Source organism: Janthinobacterium sp. 17J80-10 (genome assembly GCF_004114795.1).
Lineage (GTDB): Bacteria > Pseudomonadota > Gammaproteobacteria > Burkholderiales > Burkholderiaceae_D > Paucimonas.
Window position 1 is genome coordinate 2,815,953 of sequence record NZ_CP035311.1, and the last position, 16,096, is coordinate 2,832,048.

Sequence of the window (16,096 nt, forward strand, 5' to 3'; positions counted from 1 at the left end):
CCCCGTCATTCAGCGTTCCGAAACCATAAATGCCGCTGCGAAAATGGCGTTTGCTCTGACAATAAAGGGTTTTGCAAGCGGATCACTTTCCGGTTGCGAAGGTCCGCCTTACGAATGAACTCCCCGTAGTACTCGTCGAACAGAAGATCGAAACTGCCGTCGCGGATTGCCCGCAGCAACCCGGTCTCGATGGCGCTGGCCAGTGCCTGATTGTCCTTGTTCACAAAATAGTATGCGGCGGCGGGATAGGTCAGCAGGATGGTTGGCTCGATCACGAGACTGCGCTCGGGGTGCGCCTCGATCTCATCCCACACTTCCGTTATCGAACGCGGGAAGTAATCAAAGCGCGCCGCATCGAGCATGCTGAACAGATTTTCGTACACGGTGGCGCCATAGACGTTCAGGCCATTCGCCTGCAGGATGCGGGTATCGGGCCAATGGCTGCCCTGCCCGGCTTCATAGTGCCGCAACTGGTCGAGCGTGCGTACCCTGGCAAATTTCTGCAGGTTTTCCCGCTTGATCAGGAAAACGCGATAGCCCGTCAATCCCTTGTCGATCGGAATCCGTATTGGCCGCAGTTTCTGTTCACGCTCGCGCGACGTCATCGACCACAAGACATCGATGTCCGCGCCCTTTTCCAGTTGCAGCAAGCTGCGTCCCTGCTCCATTTTGATATTACTGGGACGCATGTGATATGCCACACCCGATTTATCGAGCGCCAGTTTCAGCAACCTGATCTGGAAGTCATAACGCCCATCAATGGCGGACGGGCGGTCCGGATGTATCACGGACAGCGGTTTGGCAGCTTGCGCCGGCAAGGCAGCCAACATCAACACGCTAAAAAAAACGCACAGGCGAAAATTCATGCTCATCAGGACAGGTTTGCGTCGTTCGATTATACCCATGCCGAAAAACAAGACACATCATTCGAACCCGCCTGTTGCAATGCGACCGACATGCGCCTGAAAAGTGTTGGGACTTCTCCGCCACCAAGCGTCATGGCCAATCCGCCCTGCCGTAGCCAGCGCGGCAGATTTTAAGATTTTTTCCTTATGTTTCAATGACTTAAAAAATAATCGGCGCATTCTCCATGGCCTGGCACGGTCCCTGCAATATCCCCTGTGAGCGCAACAGATTGCCTCAAGCAGCAAAATCCAACCGATGACACTTAAGGAGATTTACCATGAAAGCACTGACCATCAAAGACCTGTCCCGCACCACCGAACTCGACCGCCAAGCCATGGCTGGCGTTTCCGGCGGCATGTACAAAGGCTGGTTGCCTGCATTCTCGATGACATCCATCGATGCATCCCAGCACAGCTTCTCGTTCGAGGCCAAGCAATCCATCGGCCAGGAACAAAACACCCTGGTCAACAACGGCAACAATGTCGCCTTTGCCTCCGGCATCACGTCGACCGTGAAGCCAAAGCAGACCGCCGACAACACCATCAACTTCGGTTGATTATCGCGGACAAGGCGGCGGGACTCGCGAAGGCTCCCGCCGTCTGCCGCGCCGATGAAGGAGAAATGCCATGAAAATCCTGATCATCAAGGACCTGTCATCTTTTAGCCAAGAACTGGAGCAGGAAGCGATGGCGGCAGTGCACGGCGGCAGGATGAAACTGCCGTTCCAGCGTGCAAGCGTCGACAACTTGCTGACGTCACCGCAGGGCGACCCGGTTGCTGTCTATGTCGATGGCGTTCTGGTCAATTCTGTCAGCACAGGCTATGCGCCACGATGACGGAGATGTCGCGGCGAATAGGTGAGGCAAGAAAAACAAAAGCCCGCTAAAGCGGGCTTTCTCGCATTATCGGCGCAGCACCGATAATTTAACTTGGCAAACGATTACAGCGGACGGATATTGGTCGCTTTTTCGCCTTTTGGGCCAGTGCCGCGATCAAACGACACGCGCTGGTTTTCAGCCAGGCTCTTGAAGCCGGTGGACTGAATGTCCTGAAAGTGGGCGAACAGGTCAGCACCGCCGCCATCAGGGGTGATGAAGCCGAAGCCTTTGGAATCGTTGAACCATTTGACAATACCAGTTTGAGTGCTCATGTTATTTCCTTTAAACAAAATAGGGACTAGCCCGGGACACACGGGAAACCAAGAAATATAACCGAGGGATTCAGACAGGCAGCTCTGCGGAAGAGCGAGACAGAAATGAGACCAACAAGAAAACGGCTTGATGTACGTGCAGAGGTCAATATACAGCACGGGCCCACATTTACCTAGCTTTATTTTTTTCTTGCACAACCGGCTAGAATAGGCGCCACCGCTATTTTTCAAACACATTTTCATGACACAACTGATCAACGCCCGCATCCTTGCCCAGGAAAACCTGCCGCCGCCTTCCCTGATTCAGAAGGAGATTCCGCACACGAAAAAATCACTGGCGACGGTGCTGAACGGCCGTGCAACGCTGGAAGACATCCTGGAACGCAAGGATGCCAGGCGCTTCATTGTGGTCGGCCCCTGCTCCATTCATGACCCGGAGGCGGCGCTCGATTATGCCCGCAGGCTCAAACCGCTGGCAGATGAAGTGGCCGACGTGCTGGTGCTGGTGATGCGGGTCTACTTCGAAAAGCCGCGCACCACGGTCGGCTGGAAAGGCCTCATCAACGATCCGGACCGGGATGACTCCTTCAACATGGTCAAGGGCATCCGGATCGCCCGTACGCTGCTGCGCGACATCAGCGAAATGGGCCTGGCCATCGGCACCGAGGCACTGGACCCGCTGATGCCGCAATACCTGGGAGATCTTGTCAGCTGGAATGCCATCGGCGCGCGCACCACGGAATCCCAGACGCACCGGGAAATGGCCAGCGGCCTGTCGACCCCGGTCGGGCTGAAGAACGGCACCGACGGCGGACTGACCGTCGCCATCAATGCCATGCAATCAGCCCGCACGCCGCATGCCTTCCTCGGCATCGATGCCGAGGGCCTGACTTCGGTGATCCGCACCGCAGGCAATCCGCACGGGCACCTGATCCTGCGTGGCGGCCAGGCGCCCAATTACGGCGCCGAAGCGGTCGCGCAAGCCGAACTCCTGCTGCAAAAAGCCGGCCTGCCCTCCTCCATCGTGGTCGATTGCAGCCACGGCAATTCAAACAAGGACCACAAGCGTCAGGTGGGCGTGCTGCAGGACGTCGTGGCGCAAATCGGCGCGGGCAACCAGAGCCTGGTTGGCATGATGGTCGAATCCAATATCGTCGAGGGCGCGCAGAAAATCCAGGCCGACCTTGCAGCGCTGGTGTACGGCCAATCCGTCACGGATGCGTGTATCGGCTGGGAAGATACCGTGAATGCGGTTCGGGAAGCGGCGGCAGCACTGCGCGACAAGGGCAAACGATAGGCAGGCGCCGCCATCAGGGGGCGTTGACAACTGATGCGCCTCAACTCCTTGGGCCTTGAGGCAGTTAAATTGATGCTCTATGACGGCATACATGGGGCATACGTGGCGCCAACGGCGTGGCAACATGCACCGGCGCATCATCAGGGCATGGGCAGCAGGCCTCCTGGCCCTGCCCTGCCTGCTTGTCCCCAGCCACGCGCTTGAACCGCCGGCAAGCGCCGCTGCGGCGCTCCAGGCCAAACACATCGAATTGCAGCCGCAACTGCGCGACAATATTTTCGGCGAACCCCTGCATCTGAGCTCGCGCGAGGGTCAGAGCCGGGTCGAGGGCGATGTCTATGCCGAAATGGCGTATCCGATCGATGCGGTCGCTGCGACATTCAAATCCGCCGCCAGACTCTGCGAATTGCTTTTCCTGCATTTGAACGTGCGCCGATGCGAGCCTGAGAGCGCCGGCAATCGCGAAACACTGGTCCTGTCGGTCGGGCCAAAGCGCGCACGCGTATCCGGCCAGGTATATGACATCACTTATGCGCTGCGCATCGAGTCTGCCGAAGCGAGCTACTTCAGGGCAACGCTGAGTGCCGCGGAAGGACCTTTATCAACCCGGGACTACCGCATCGTCTTTGAAGCAATGCCGATCAGCGGCAGTCACACCTTCATCCATCTGGGCTATGCCTATAGCTACGGCACCATGGCAAAACTTGCGATGAACCTGTACCTGTCGACGGCTGGACGCGCCAAGATCGGCTTCACCGTGGTGGGAAAGCAGCCCGACGGCAAACCACTCTACGTCAGGGGCGAGCGTGGATCGCTGGAGCGCAATGTCATGCGCTACTATCTCGCACTGCTCGCCTACAACAGCATCAATGCAGGATCGCCGCAGGAAAAAATGGCAGGGCGGCTGCGCAAGTGGTTCGCACTCACCGAGCGCTATCCGGCGCAACTGCACGAATTGGATCTAAACGAATATCTCGAAGAAAAGCAAGCCGACCTGGCGCGGGCCACCACCGGCCACCGGTAACAAACCGGACGCACTAAATCCGGGCACTGGCGCAAGCCGGAATAGTGCAAAAAAATAAACAGGCAAAACCGCCTGCACCACCAGCGGGACAGCGTCCAGCCACGCACTTTCCCGGTGCGCCGCATTTCAAAAGCGCCTCAATGCAATGCAGACAAGCCCACTTTGATGCAGAAATAGGCGTAATTACGCCCCTCAAACAGGCATTTCCCTTGGCATGCCGATTGCTAAAGTTCTGCAAAAGCAAAAAAACTCGACGCAGCTCCGATAACGTCCTTTGACATTACCGCACAAGATACCTATGAAAATTCTCGTTATTGGCCACGGCATGGTGGGTCACAAATTCCTCGAAAGCCTGAATGACACCGGCATTCGCGATGCGGAGGTTACCGTATTGTGCGAAGAGCCCCGCGCTGCCTATGACCGCGTGCATCTGTCGGAATTCTTCGCGGGCAAATCGGCGGACGATCTGTCCCTGGTGTCGCCAGGGTTCTTCGACCGCGACAACCTGCTGCTCAATCTGAATACCCGTGCGGTCTCGATTGATCGCAGCAACAAGACCGTTACCGTCAACAGTGGCGAAGTGCTCAGCTATGACAAGCTGGTCATCGCCACTGGCTCCTATCCTTTCGTGCCGCCCGTGCCGGGCAAAGAACGCAAGGACTGCTTTGTCTACCGCACCATCGAAGACCTGGAAGCCATGCTGGAATGCGGCAGCCGCTCGAAGAGCGGGGTTGTCATCGGCGGTGGCCTGCTGGGGCTGGAATGCGCCAAGGCGCTGCGCGACATGAACCTGCAAACCCATGTGGTGGAATTCGCGCCGCGCCTGATGGCCGTGCAGGTGGACGACGCCGGCGGCCGCATGCTGCGCAAGAAGATCGAGGAGCTGGGCGTCAGCGTCCATACGCAGAAAAACACGCTCGAGATCGTGGATGGCGAAACGGCGCGCCACTGCATGGTGTTCGCCGACGGCACCCACCTCGACACCGACATGATCGTATTCTCCGCCGGCATTCGTCCGCGCGATGAACTCGCGCGCCAGAGTGGCCTCGACGTCGGTCAGCGCGGCGGCATTGTCATCGACAACAATTGCCTGACCTCGGACCCTGACATTTATGCCATCGGCGAATGCGCGCTCTGGAGCGGCCAGATCTTCGGCCTGGTCGCCCCCGGATACGACATGGCACGCATCACCGCCAAGCACCTGGCCGGCGAAGCAGCCGAGTTTGCCGGCGCCGACATGAGCACCAAGCTCAAGCTGATGGGCGTCGATGTTGCGAGCATTGGCGACGCCATGGGCACTACGGCCGGCAGCCGCGCCTACCAGTTCACCGACGAGCGCAAGCAGGTGTACAAGAAGATCGTCGTATCCGAGTGCGGCACGCAACTTCTGGGCGCCGTCCTGATCGGCGACGCGAACGAATATGGCACCCTGCTGCAAATGATGCTGAACCGGATCGAGCTGCCGAAAGATCCGGAATTCCTGATCCTGCCGCAAAGCGATGGCAAGGCAAAGCCCGGACTGGGCGTCGACGCACTGCCGGCAACCGCGCAAATCTGCTCGTGCAACAACGTCTCGAAGGGCCAGTTGTGCGAAGCCGTTGGTAACGGCGTGACCACCATCGGCGACCTCAAGGCCTGCACCAAGGCAGGGACCGCCTGCGGCGGCTGCGTACCGCTGGTGACCCAGGTCATGAAAGCCGAGATGAAAAAGCAGGGCATGGCGGTCAACAACCATCTGTGCGAGCACTTCGCCTACTCCCGCCAGGAGCTCTACCATCTGATCCGCGTCGAAAAGATCACGACATTCGAGGCATTGCTGGCCCAGCATGGCACGGGGCTCGGCTGCGACATTTGCAAGCCGGTTGCTGCCAGCATCTTCGCCTCGTGCTGGAACGACTTCGTCCTCAAGAAGGACCACGCCAGCCTGCAGGATTCCAACGACTACTTCCTCGGCAATATCCAGAAGGATGGCACCTATTCGGTCGTGCCGCGCATGGCGGGCGGCGAAGTCACGCCGGACGGATTGATCGCCGTCGGCCAGGTGGCGAAGAAATACGGCCTCTATACCAAGATTACCGGCGGCCAGCGGGTCGACCTGTTCGGCGCGCGCGTCGAGCAATTGCCGGAAATCTGGGAAGAATTGATCGCGGCGGGCTTCGAGTCGGGCCATGCCTATGGCAAGTCCCTGCGCACCGTCAAATCCTGCGTGGGCTCGACCTGGTGCCGTTATGGCGTTGACGACAGCGTCGGCCTGGCCATCGAACTGGAAAACCGCTACAAGGGCTTGCGCGCACCGCACAAGATCAAGTTTGGCGTCTCCGGCTGCACGCGCGAATGTGCGGAAGCCCAGGGCAAGGATGTGGGCATCATCGCCACGGAAAAAGGCTGGAACCTGTACGTCTGCGGCAACGGCGGCATGAAGCCGCGCCATGCCGAGTTGCTGGCATCCGACCTTTCCAGGCAAGACCTGATCAAGTATATCGACCGTTTCCTGATGTTCTATATCCGTACTGCCGACCGCCTGCAGCGCACCAGCGTCTGGCGCGACAACCTGGAAGGCGGCCTCGACTATCTGAAAGCAGTCATCGTCGACGACAAGCTTGCCCTGGCGGCAGAGCTCGAAAGCGAGATGCAGCATGTGGTCGATACGTATGAGTGCGAATGGAAGAACGCCGTAACCGACCCCGAGACCCGCAAGCGCTTCCGTCAGTTTGTCAACAGCGACCAGTCCGACCAGAATGTCGTCTTTGTCGAGGAACGCGGCCAGATTCGCCCCGCGACGCAGGAAGAACGCAAGAACATCATCCCGATTATTGCCAAAGCCGCATAAGGTGAAACAACCATGATTCAAGACAACGAAAAAGCCTCCTGGAATGCCGTGTGTTCACTGGACGATATCGTGCCGAATACAGGTATCTGTGCCCTGGTAAAGGACAAGCATGTCGCCGTATTCCACGTGAAGGGCGATGAAGCGCAACTGTTTGCCATCGATAACTACGACCCGAATTCCAACGCCAGCGTACTTTCCCGCGGACTAGTCGGCAACCTCGGCAAGCGCATCGTGGTCGCCTCCCCAATCTACAAACATCACTTTGATTTGCTCAGCGGCGAATGCCTCGAAGCCCCGGAGAATTCCGTGGCGGCTTATCCGGTGCGGGTTGAAAACCGCAAGGTGCTGGTGGCGGTGTGATGGTGGCGGTGTGATTATGATGCAGGGCCGGTAAAGGCCCTACATCGGGATAACGTCATGCCCGCTTTTCATCGCCCGAAGGCGGCTCCCGGTGACGAAAGTCCTTCGAATGGATGCCATGCTTTTTCAGCAGCATCTGCAAGTGCGAGCGGTTCATGTCGCAACGACGCGCCAGCTCGGTCACCGTGCCGCCGACTTCACGCAGGCCGCGCTCGAGGAATGCGCGCTCGGCCTCGTCGCTGGCGGCGCGCTTGGCATCGCTGAGCGACACCGCACTGCTGGCTGCAAGGATGCCTGCGGCCGTGCCGGTAGCCACCGCCTCAGTCGATATCGGCTGCTGCGGCCGTATGTCCACCGGCAAGTGTTCGATGCCTGCCGTATCCCCCGCCAGGCAGGAAATCCGGTAAAGCAGGTTGCGCAGCTCGCGGATATTGCCTGGATAAGGATAATTCATCAGGAAATCGCGCAGGCGCGGCGTCATTTTCACTGGCCGGCGCTTCAGGGCTTCTGCCGCCTCGTCGCAGAAATAGGAAAACAATAGCGGGATTTCATCCTTGCGCTCGCGCAGTGGCGGCAGGCTGACGTGGATGACGCTGAGGCGATAGAACAGGTCTTCCCGAAAGCTGCCTTCCGCGCACAGCTTGCGCAAATTCTTGTTGGTGGCAGCGACGATGCGCGCATCCACCGAAATGGCCTCGTCGGCGCCGACGCGCTGGATTTCATGCGACTGCAGGACACGCAAGAGTTTTACCTGCCCTGGCAGCGGCAGTTCGCCGATTTCATCGAGGAAGATGGTGCCGCGATGGGCGCTCTCGAACTTGCCCTTGCGGTCATTGACGGCACCGGTGAATGCGCCCTTGCGGTGACCGAACAATTCCGACTCCAGCAGGTTTTCCGGAATCGCGCCGCAATTGACCGAAATGTAGGGCTTGTCGGCGCGCGCGCCATTGGCATGAATGACCTTAGCCATCAATTCCTTGCCGGTGCCGGACTCGCCATCGATCAACACCGGCAAGTCGGTAGGCGCGGCCTTTTCTGCCACCTCGAGCGCATCCAGCAGCTGCGGGTTGTCGCCAAAGGTGCCCTCGAAGACGAAACTGCGCGCAAGCAGTGCCCGGCGGCGCTCGCCAGGCGACTGCACCACGCGTGCGCCTTCGCCGGTGGCCGCCTGCACGAAGCGTTCCTTGTGCGACATCTGCATGACTTCGTCGCGCAAGGCATTTGCCTGGCGCAGCAGCTTTTCGATTTCCGCGCGCTCCAGGCGCGAAGCCCAGCGCAGCCGGGAACGCAGGATCTCGATTTTCTCCAGCAAGCCGGCGTAGGACAGGGCCGAAGTCCCCTGCACTTCCTGGTCGAGTATTTTCATGGCTTACCCCGCGCTCAGTTGTTTCTGCACTAGCTGGTAATACATGCCCTTTCTTGCCACGAGTTCGTCATGCCGCCCCTGCTCGACAATGGCACCTTCGTACAGCACGAGAATTTTGTCAGCGCGCATGATGGTGGAAAGGCGGTGCGCAATGATGACCGCCGTGCGCCCTTTCAGGATTTCACTCATGTTGCCAATGATATTGCTCTCGGACTGGGTGTCCAGCGCCGACGTGGCTTCGTCAAAGATCAACAGGCGCGGGTCGTGGTACAGCGCGCGGGCAATGCACAGGCGCTGGATCTGTCCGCCCGAAAGACCCACCCCGCGTTCGCCCACGACTTGTTCGTAGCGCAAGGGCAGCTTGCTGATGAAGGCGTGGGCATCGGCCATCTTGGCCACTTCCTCGATACGGCGGCGGTCCGGGCTGTCGTCGCCGCTGGCGATATTTTCCGCGACCGTCCCGGAAAACAGCAGGTTGCTCTGCATGACATAGCCCACCTGGGCGCGGTAATACTCCTTGTCGATCAGGCTCATTTCATAGCCATCCACCGTCATCTTGCCTTCGGTGGGCGGATAAAAGCCCACCAGCAGCTTGGCCAGCGTCGTCTTGCCGGAGCCGCTGCGCCCGACAATGGCAACCAGCTCGCCCGGCTTGATTTCCAGGTTGATGTTTTCCAGCACATAGGCGGTTTCTTCGCCGCCATAGCGGAAATAAAGCCCTTCGAGGCGGATGTCGCCCTGCAGGTCGGGCAGCAAGACCCGCGAAGCCAGGTCTTCCGGCTTTTGCTCAGGCTCCATGTCGAGCACGTCGCCCAGCCGCTCCATGGCCACGCCGGCATCGTTCAACTGGTTCCACAGGCCGACCAGCCCCATCAGCGGCGACAGCACGCTGCCCATCAGGGCATTGAAAGCGATCAGCTGGCCGATGGTGAGTTCGCGCGCCAGCACCAGGCTCGCGCCCATCCACAGGATGGCGATGGTGGTGGCGGCATTGAGAATCTGGCTGATCAGCGAGACGAAGATATGGAAGGTTTGCGCGCGGTACTGGACGTCCAGCGCCTTGGCATACTTGCGTTCCCATTTCAGCCGGACCGGGCGCTCGATGCCCATGCCCTTGATGGTTTCGACGCCGCCCAGCGCTTCCATCAGGAAGGACTGGGAATCGGTGGAAACATTGAACACTTCTCGGGCGTAATTCTTCAGCTTCGGCGTCGCCAATACCGTCAGCGCGATGATCGGGATGATGAATGCGATCAGCAGCAGCGTCATCTTGACGTTATAGAAAAACATGATGGTGAAATAAATAAACACCATCAAGAGATTCAGCACGGTCGTGACCGTCGATTCGGTCAGGAAGGCGCGGATGGTGTGGTTTTCCTGGAATCGCGCCAGAATGTCGCCGGTCTTGCGCTTGGCGAAAAACGAAAACGGCAGTGACATGGCATGCTTGAAGAAGTGCGACATCATGGCGAAATCCATGTTGCGCACCATGAAATTGGCCAGGAAGGCGCGGATCGTCGTCATCAACTGGGTAAACAGGTTCGATATCACCAGGCCCAGGATCAGCAGGTGCAGCAGGCTGACATTCTGGTGCACGATGACGCCATCGAGAATATTCTGGATGATTATTGGCGGCACCAGGCCCAGCACCTGGATCACGAAGGTCGCCAGGAACAGATGCGCCAGGATCTTGCGGTAAGGCTGCAGGTAGGCGACGAAGCGCACCCAGGGCGAGCGTGCTGCTGCCAGTTGCGCCATATTCTGGCCAGGCGTAAAGAGCAGGCAGGTGCCGCTCCAGCCGCGCTCGAACTCGGCCACGTCCAGCTTGCGAAAGCCCAGCGCCGGGTCGGCCAGCCATACCTGGTCCTTGGAGACGCCATAGACCACGACGTAGTGATAGCCTTCCCAGTGCACGATGAAGGGCAACTCGAACCCCTGCAACGCCTCGAAGGTGCATTGCACGCCGCGCGCCGTAAAGCCGAGGGATTCGCCGGCGCGCGCCAGGCTGTCGAGTGTTGCCCCCTGGGTCGTGACATTGGCGAGTTCGCGCAGCTTGCCCAAGGTCATGGAAATGCCGTAATGCTTGCAAATCATTGCCAGGCAGGCAGCGCCGCAGTCCATTTCCTCCGCCTGCTCGACCCAGGCAAAACGGCGGATCAGCTTTTCGCCGAATTGCGGTTTCGATTGCAGGTCCAGCACGACGGGGCGCTTGCGGCGTTCCGCCAGTTTCTTTTGGCGCTCCAGCTCGCGCTCGATGTAGCGCATGCGCTCTTCAAGCACTTCGCGCAGCTTGGGATTGCGCTCCAGGATCTGGTGCACGGTTTTTTCCGGGATGACCAGGAGCGTCGCATCCGTGACGGCGACGACCGTCGCTAGCTGCTCCTGGCGCATGAGGCAGGCCTTCTCGCCGAAGATATCGCCGGGTCCGAGCGTGGCCAGTACATAATCATCGCCGCCCTCGCTGCGCAGGATCTTCACCTGGCCGTGACGCACCACGTACAGGCGGCGGTCTTCGCGCGCATCCTGCTTGAGGATTTCGCGCCCGGCGGTAACGCGCTTGGCGCCGACGCTGCGCACGAACTCTTCCAGCTCGCCCCTGTCCACCTTGCCTTTCAGGTCGAACAGGCGCGCCACCAGGCCGCCGGCCGAACTGATCGCCACATAGCTGGCGATATAGTCTTGCGCCGCGGGATTTTGCGCCAGCAGCGGCGCAATTGCCGCGCGCGGAATGAACAGCAGTTCGGACTTGCCGGACGAGCGCACCGAATATTCATGCCGGTGTTCGCGCAGCATGGCCAGCTCGGAAATCACCTCGCCGGTCTTGCGTACGCCCAGGCTGCTCTCCTTGCCCCGTTCTTCGGTAAATACCCGCACCGATCCGGACTTCACAATAAAAAGGCCCTCGGCTGCTTCGCCGGCATGGCAGACACTGTCGCCAAAGGCAAAAAAGCGCGATTGCGCCTGCGCCGCCAGGCTTTCCAGGGCAGCACGGGAAAACGGCGCAAGAAGCTCGACCGTGCCAAGGAAGTCGGCCAGGGAATGCGTGCTGACGGCGGCGCTGGCGGGATTATCGGAAGATGCGTCCATGGGATGACGGCGCCCGCTCAATGCGTCTCGATGATGTGCTCCTGGGAACGCGCCTGCAGCCATTCCTCGCGCAGAAGACGGCGCACTTCGGTCGATGTATCCTCATCCAGCGTGGCGGGATACTTGGCGTTGACCGCAAAAATTTCATAAAACTCGCCATCGGCCGCGGGAAACGGCCCCAGCAGGTCGCCCACGGCGGCATTGAACACCTTGGCCTCGACATCGGTCTTGAGCGAGCCGCGCAAGACCTTGCCGATCACGCCACCGTGTTCGCGCGTATCGGCAATCGAATGCTCGCGCGCCATTTCGGCAAAACTCTCCGGGTCTTCCTGCAAAAAGGAAATCATTTCCCTGGCCTTGCCCTCCGTGTCCAGGACGATGTGGCTGACTTCGATGCTGTCGAACTTGGGCGAATGCAGCTGGAAATACTCTTCCACTGCGCGCTCGTTGCAGACTTTCTCCATCATTTTTTCCTGATAGAGGCTGTCGGTAATGAAGGCTTCAAAATCGTCGAGGCTGATGCCAAGCGCATCGAAATAGTGATTGGTGTCGGCCGCGCGGTGTAATCCCTGGATCCGGCGGAACTGGTCGGCGCGCTCCTGGATGTCATCGGCAACAACTGCGATACCCGCCCTCTTTGCCGCCCGAACAGTGAGCTTGTCTCGTACCAGTTGCTCGATCAGCCCCTGGAACTGTCCTGTCAGTTTCAAAATCTTGATGAAATCGTCGACTTCCACGACTTCATCGTCGATCCGCACGATTGCTGTCATATCCTGTGCTCCTTGCCCCGAATGCATTCCCATAACGGCAACCACGCGTTTACAGGATGAAATTCAGTATGGCGTGATGAAATATTTTGAATTCTCGCAACCAGATTTAGACGGTATGCCCAAGCCTGCGGTTCAGGCAGCGGCAAGTAAATTGGAGAATGCGCAACTGCCTGATCGCTTGTGCTGCTTCCTGCTTTTTAAATTGCCAGCCGCCGCTAGCCGATCGGCATGAAAATTCCAGGCCCTGATTCATGCCGCACCCAGTAGTGCATCCTTTAAAATGCCAATTATTTAACCCACCGAAACAAAAACAGGCATGGATTCCATCGAAGTCGTCTTGGCAATGCTGCTGGCGGTTGTTGCGAGCGGTTATCTGGTTCGCGCGTTGCCAGTCTCGTTGCCTTTGCCGCTGGTGCAAATTGCCCTGGGCGCAGTCATTTCTGGCGTATTCAAGCAAGGCGTCATGCTGGATCCGCATATATTCTTTCTGCTGTTCTTGCCGCCGCTGCTGTTTCTCGACGGCTGGCGCATTCCGAAGGATGGCCTGTTCCGCGACAAGGCGACAATCCTGGAACTGGCGCTGGGCCTGGTGATCTTTACCGTCCTGGGCATCGGCCTGCTGGTGCACTGGATGATTCCTTCCATGCCGCTGCCGGTGGCCTTCGCGCTGGCCGCGATCGTTTCGCCGACCGACCCGGTGGCGGTTTCATCGATCGCCGCGCGCGTGCCGATCCCCAAGCGGCTGATGCACATCCTGGAAGGCGAATCCCTGCTGAATGACGCATCGGGCCTGGTGTGCTTCCGCTTCGCGGTCGCGGCAATGCTGACGGGCGGCTTTTCGCTGGCGGGGGCATCGCTGACCTTCCTTTGGGTCGCCTGCGCGGGCCTGGGGATCGGTGCCGGCATTACCGCGGCAATCAGCTTCGCCCAGCGCTGGCTGTCGCGCCACTTCGGCGAAGACGCGGGCTCGCCGATCCTGATCAGCCTGCTGACGCCTTTCGCTGCCTACATGACGGCCGAACTGGTGCATGCCTCCGGCATCCTGGCGGCTGTGGCCGCCGGCATCACTATGAGCTACGTCGAATTGAGCGGCCGCGCGCTGGCGACCACACGCCTGCAACGGGCGGCGGTCTGGGATACCGTGCAATTCACCCTGAACGGCATCATGTTCGTGCTTTTGGGCGAACAACTCCCCGGGATCCTGCGGGGCGCCATGCACACCGTCGAGCAGGGCGAACACCTTGGCCCCTGGTGGCTGGCCGGCTATGGCCTGGCAATCAGCATCGGCCTGATCGTCTTGCGATTTCTCTGGGTCTGGGCATCGCTGCGCCTGACCCTGTTTCGCCGGGGCGCAAGCGTGGAACAGCCGCTCAAGCTGCATTGGCGCCTGGTGCTGGCGACATCGCTGGCCGGAGTGCGCGGCGCCATCACGCTGGCAGGCGTGATGAGCTTGCCCTTGCTGCTTCCTGACGGCACGGCCTTCCCGGCGCGGGACCTGGCGATCTTTCTTGCCACCGCGGTGATCCTGGTAACCATGGTGACGGCAAGCATCGGGCTGCCGCGCCTGCTGCGCGGCCTGGAACTGCCCGAAGAAACGACGGAGTTGCAGGAAGAAGACCTGGCGCGCCAGCATGCCGCCAGCGCGGCCATTGCCGCTGTCGAAAAATCACGGCAAGGCGTCCAGCACGATACCGCCGAATCGGATATCCATGCCCAGGCGGCGGCGCGGGTGACGGCACTGTACCAGCGCCGGCTGAGCGGCAGTGCCGGCGGCGAACGCGAAGCCGGGCAATTGCGCAAAGCAGACCAGGCCGAGCGCGCCCTGCGCCTGGCAGGACTGGAAGCTGAAAGGGAGGCCATCTTCCACCTGGCACGGCAATCGCGCATATCCGACGCCACCTCGCGCAAGCTGGTGCGCGAAATCGACTTGATCGAATCACGCTACCACTGATCGCCCTTACTTTTGCATATAAGCGGAAAACTTCCTGGCGACGAAAATGGCGAAACTTTCAACGTGGCGGAAAACGTGCGCAACCCCGAAACATACCAGCAGGCTGGCTGCCACATTGAACTGGACATTCCCTTCCGTATAGCCTTGTTCCGTTCCCCGCAGGTATAACATCATGCCGCTCGAAAAGGTACAGATCACAATGAAGTGCGTCAGATAAATCGGGAATGAAATGCTGCCGAGGTAGCGCGACAGGGGGTTTTCGAGGAAGCGCCGAAACGGCCCATGGAACGCGGCAGCGAAGACCATGGCGCTGGCGGCCAGGATGGACAGGAAATCGCTGCGCATGATTTGCGGCACCGGCAGCCCGCGCCCGCGCAGGCTGACGGTCGAGTAGTAGACCGCCCCGGCCAGCAGCAGGGGCACGGCAAAACGCAGCTTCTGGAATACCACCTTGTCGCGATGGTGGTAACACAGCGCGATGCACATGCCAGTCATGAAAGAGAAGTAATAAATATTCTTGGTCAGGAAAAAATAGACCAGGATCGCCGCGATAAAAAACAGGCGTTTTTTCAGGTGCAAAAACAGAGCGCACACTGCAAACACGATAAACGAGCCAAACAGCTCGACCGGCATCGTCCACAGGATGGGATTGTACGAGCGCGTCACATCGCTCGTGACAAATACCCCGTACAGGCCGAACTTCATGCTCTCCAGCAGGTCCGGCGCAAAGCCGTAGAAATTGGTCAGCCAGTTATTCCCTGTCACCTTGCCTGCGTCGATGTTGTAAAACAGCCGTGCAGCCAGCAAGAGGTAAGCGAATAGCGAGGCAAACAGGATGGGAATGGCCAAGCGCAGGTAGCGGCGCGCGCACAGCGCCGTCAGCAGGCTCAGGCGATGTGTCTGGATATAGCCGATGGATAAGGCAAAGCCGGACAGCACGAAAAAAATGAACACCGCCAGGTTGCCATCGGTAGGAAACGCCCAGTACCACCCGGCGTAAGTCGTAGAACTTCCCGATACGAAAAATACCAGCAAGTGGCTCAGTACCACCATCAGGGCTGCCCATCCCCGCAATCCGTCCAGAAACGCCAGGCGATCCTGTACAGCGGGGGTTTCGACAACCACATTTACATTATTTACTTGCGTCATGATGGCGGCGCGAAGCGCCAGGTTGGAAAAGTAAGTACCGCATGATCGATGCGCCAGGAACCGGTCATGGATATTGCCAGATTGAAGCCCGCGCAGGATACAAGAGTGTCCCGCCTGGCGTCAATTCGTGCAGATTTTCTGGCTTTCACCGCGCCTGATGTTGTTTTTTTTCCGCTCCCTGCACCCGGTTCGCCTGCCTGCATCCC

At 59.3% G+C, this 16,096-nt stretch carries 13 protein-coding genes; 7 read left to right on the plus strand and 6 right to left on the minus strand.

From position 1 onward, the window contains the following. Window positions 1-5 precede the first annotated feature (5 nt). Window positions 6-866 carry a hypothetical protein gene (locus EKL02_RS12590; protein ID WP_128902373.1) on the minus strand — a complete coding sequence of 287 codons (861 nt, stop codon included), beginning with the start codon at window positions 864-866 and terminating at the stop codon, window positions 6-8. A gap of 317 nt (window positions 867-1,183) precedes the next feature. Here EKL02_RS12590 and EKL02_RS12595 point away from each other — a divergent pair, with 317 nt between their 5' ends. Together EKL02_RS12595 and EKL02_RS12600 are read left to right on the plus strand one after the other, a co-directional pair. Further along, window positions 1,184-1,462 (plus strand): hypothetical protein, encoded by a 279-nt coding sequence (locus tag EKL02_RS12595; protein ID WP_128902374.1) that lies wholly within the window; start codon window positions 1,184-1,186, stop codon window positions 1,460-1,462. A 70-nt stretch (window positions 1,463-1,532) separates the two neighbouring features. Beyond that, window positions 1,533-1,742: a hypothetical protein gene (locus tag EKL02_RS12600; RefSeq protein ID WP_128902375.1), complete on the plus strand. Its 210-nt coding sequence runs from the start codon at window positions 1,533-1,535 to the stop codon at window positions 1,740-1,742. A 104-nt stretch (window positions 1,743-1,846) separates the two neighbouring features. Here the strand turns inward: EKL02_RS12600 and EKL02_RS12605 are convergent, their stop codons facing one another. Beyond that, the gene (locus tag EKL02_RS12605) at window positions 1,847-2,056 is read right to left on the minus strand and encodes a cold-shock protein (protein ID WP_119783848.1); all 210 of its coding nucleotides are present in this window, start codon (window positions 2,054-2,056) and stop codon (window positions 1,847-1,849) included. 241 nt (window positions 2,057-2,297) lie between these two features. On the opposite strand from EKL02_RS12605, the gene EKL02_RS12610 reads away from it, so the two are divergent. From EKL02_RS12610 to nirD, 4 genes are all read left to right on the plus strand, one after another. Beyond that, a complete protein-coding gene (locus EKL02_RS12610) occupies window positions 2,298-3,353 on the plus strand; it encodes a 3-deoxy-7-phosphoheptulonate synthase (protein WP_128902376.1) in 1,056 nt (351 codons plus the stop codon). A gap of 124 nt (window positions 3,354-3,477) precedes the next feature. Then, complete coding sequence (locus tag EKL02_RS12615) at window positions 3,478-4,377, plus strand: hypothetical protein (RefSeq protein ID WP_128902377.1); 900 nt, start codon at window positions 3,478-3,480, stop codon at window positions 4,375-4,377. Window positions 4,378-4,675: 298 nt separating this feature from the next. Then, on the plus strand, window positions 4,676-7,207 hold the full coding sequence (gene nirB / locus EKL02_RS12620) for a nitrite reductase large subunit NirB (RefSeq protein WP_128902378.1): 2,532 nt from the start codon (window positions 4,676-4,678) through the stop codon (window positions 7,205-7,207). Window positions 7,208-7,219: 12 nt separating this feature from the next. Continuing rightward, window positions 7,220-7,567, plus strand: a complete 348-nt coding sequence (nirD, locus tag EKL02_RS12625; RefSeq protein ID WP_128902379.1) for a nitrite reductase small subunit NirD — start codon at window positions 7,220-7,222, stop codon at window positions 7,565-7,567. Window positions 7,568-7,622: 55 nt separating this feature from the next. Here nirD and EKL02_RS12630 read toward each other — a convergent pair whose 3' ends face one another. Genes EKL02_RS12630 through EKL02_RS12640 form a run of 3 tightly spaced genes read right to left on the minus strand, consistent with a single transcriptional unit; the run spans window position 7,623 to window position 12,790 of the window. After that, on the minus strand, window positions 7,623-8,933 hold the full coding sequence (locus EKL02_RS12630; RefSeq protein WP_128902380.1) for a sigma 54-interacting transcriptional regulator: 1,311 nt from the start codon (window positions 8,931-8,933) through the stop codon (window positions 7,623-7,625). A 3-nt stretch (window positions 8,934-8,936) separates the two neighbouring features. Further along, window positions 8,937-12,020, minus strand: coding sequence for a peptidase domain-containing ABC transporter (locus EKL02_RS12635; RefSeq protein ID WP_128902381.1), 3,084 nt, complete (start codon window positions 12,018-12,020; stop codon window positions 8,937-8,939). Window positions 12,021-12,037: 17 nt separating this feature from the next. After that, window positions 12,038-12,790, minus strand: a complete 753-nt coding sequence (locus tag EKL02_RS12640; RefSeq protein ID WP_128902382.1) for a peptidylprolyl isomerase — start codon at window positions 12,788-12,790, stop codon at window positions 12,038-12,040. A 316-nt stretch (window positions 12,791-13,106) separates the two neighbouring features. On the opposite strand from EKL02_RS12640, the gene EKL02_RS12645 reads away from it, so the two are divergent. Then, complete coding sequence (locus tag EKL02_RS12645) at window positions 13,107-14,741, plus strand: Na+/H+ antiporter (protein ID WP_128902383.1); 1,635 nt, start codon at window positions 13,107-13,109, stop codon at window positions 14,739-14,741. 6 nt (window positions 14,742-14,747) lie between these two features. Here EKL02_RS12645 and EKL02_RS12650 read toward each other — a convergent pair whose 3' ends face one another. Further along, window positions 14,748-15,890 (minus strand): acyltransferase, encoded by a 1,143-nt coding sequence (locus EKL02_RS12650; RefSeq protein WP_128902384.1) that lies wholly within the window; start codon window positions 15,888-15,890, stop codon window positions 14,748-14,750. Window positions 15,891-16,096: the final 206 nt, after the last annotated feature.

Coding starts and splice junctions, on each gene's coding strand:
- nirB (WP_128902378.1), top strand. CDS start 4,676: ATGAAAATTCTCGTTATTGGCCACGGCATGGTGGGTCACAAATTCCTC.
- EKL02_RS12630 (WP_128902380.1), bottom strand. CDS start 8,933: ATGAAAATACTCGACCAGGAAGTGCAGGGGACTTCGGCCCTGTCCTAC.
- EKL02_RS12595 (WP_128902374.1), top strand. CDS start 1,184: ATGAAAGCACTGACCATCAAAGACCTGTCCCGCACCACCGAACTCGAC.
- EKL02_RS12610 (WP_128902376.1), top strand. CDS start 2,298: ATGACACAACTGATCAACGCCCGCATCCTTGCCCAGGAAAACCTGCCG.
- EKL02_RS12605 (WP_119783848.1), bottom strand. CDS start 2,056: ATGAGCACTCAAACTGGTATTGTCAAATGGTTCAACGATTCCAAAGGC.
- EKL02_RS12600 (WP_128902375.1), top strand. CDS start 1,533: ATGAAAATCCTGATCATCAAGGACCTGTCATCTTTTAGCCAAGAACTG.
- EKL02_RS12615 (WP_128902377.1), top strand. CDS start 3,478: ATGCACCGGCGCATCATCAGGGCATGGGCAGCAGGCCTCCTGGCCCTG.
- EKL02_RS12645 (WP_128902383.1), top strand. CDS start 13,107: ATGGATTCCATCGAAGTCGTCTTGGCAATGCTGCTGGCGGTTGTTGCG.
- nirD (WP_128902379.1), top strand. CDS start 7,220: ATGATTCAAGACAACGAAAAAGCCTCCTGGAATGCCGTGTGTTCACTG.
- EKL02_RS12590 (WP_128902373.1), bottom strand. CDS start 866: ATGAATTTTCGCCTGTGCGTTTTTTTTAGCGTGTTGATGTTGGCTGCC.
- EKL02_RS12635 (WP_128902381.1), bottom strand. CDS start 12,020: ATGGACGCATCTTCCGATAATCCCGCCAGCGCCGCCGTCAGCACGCAT.
- EKL02_RS12640 (WP_128902382.1), bottom strand. CDS start 12,790: ATGACAGCAATCGTGCGGATCGACGATGAAGTCGTGGAAGTCGACGAT.
- EKL02_RS12650 (WP_128902384.1), bottom strand. CDS start 15,890: ATGACGCAAGTAAATAATGTAAATGTGGTTGTCGAAACCCCCGCTGTA.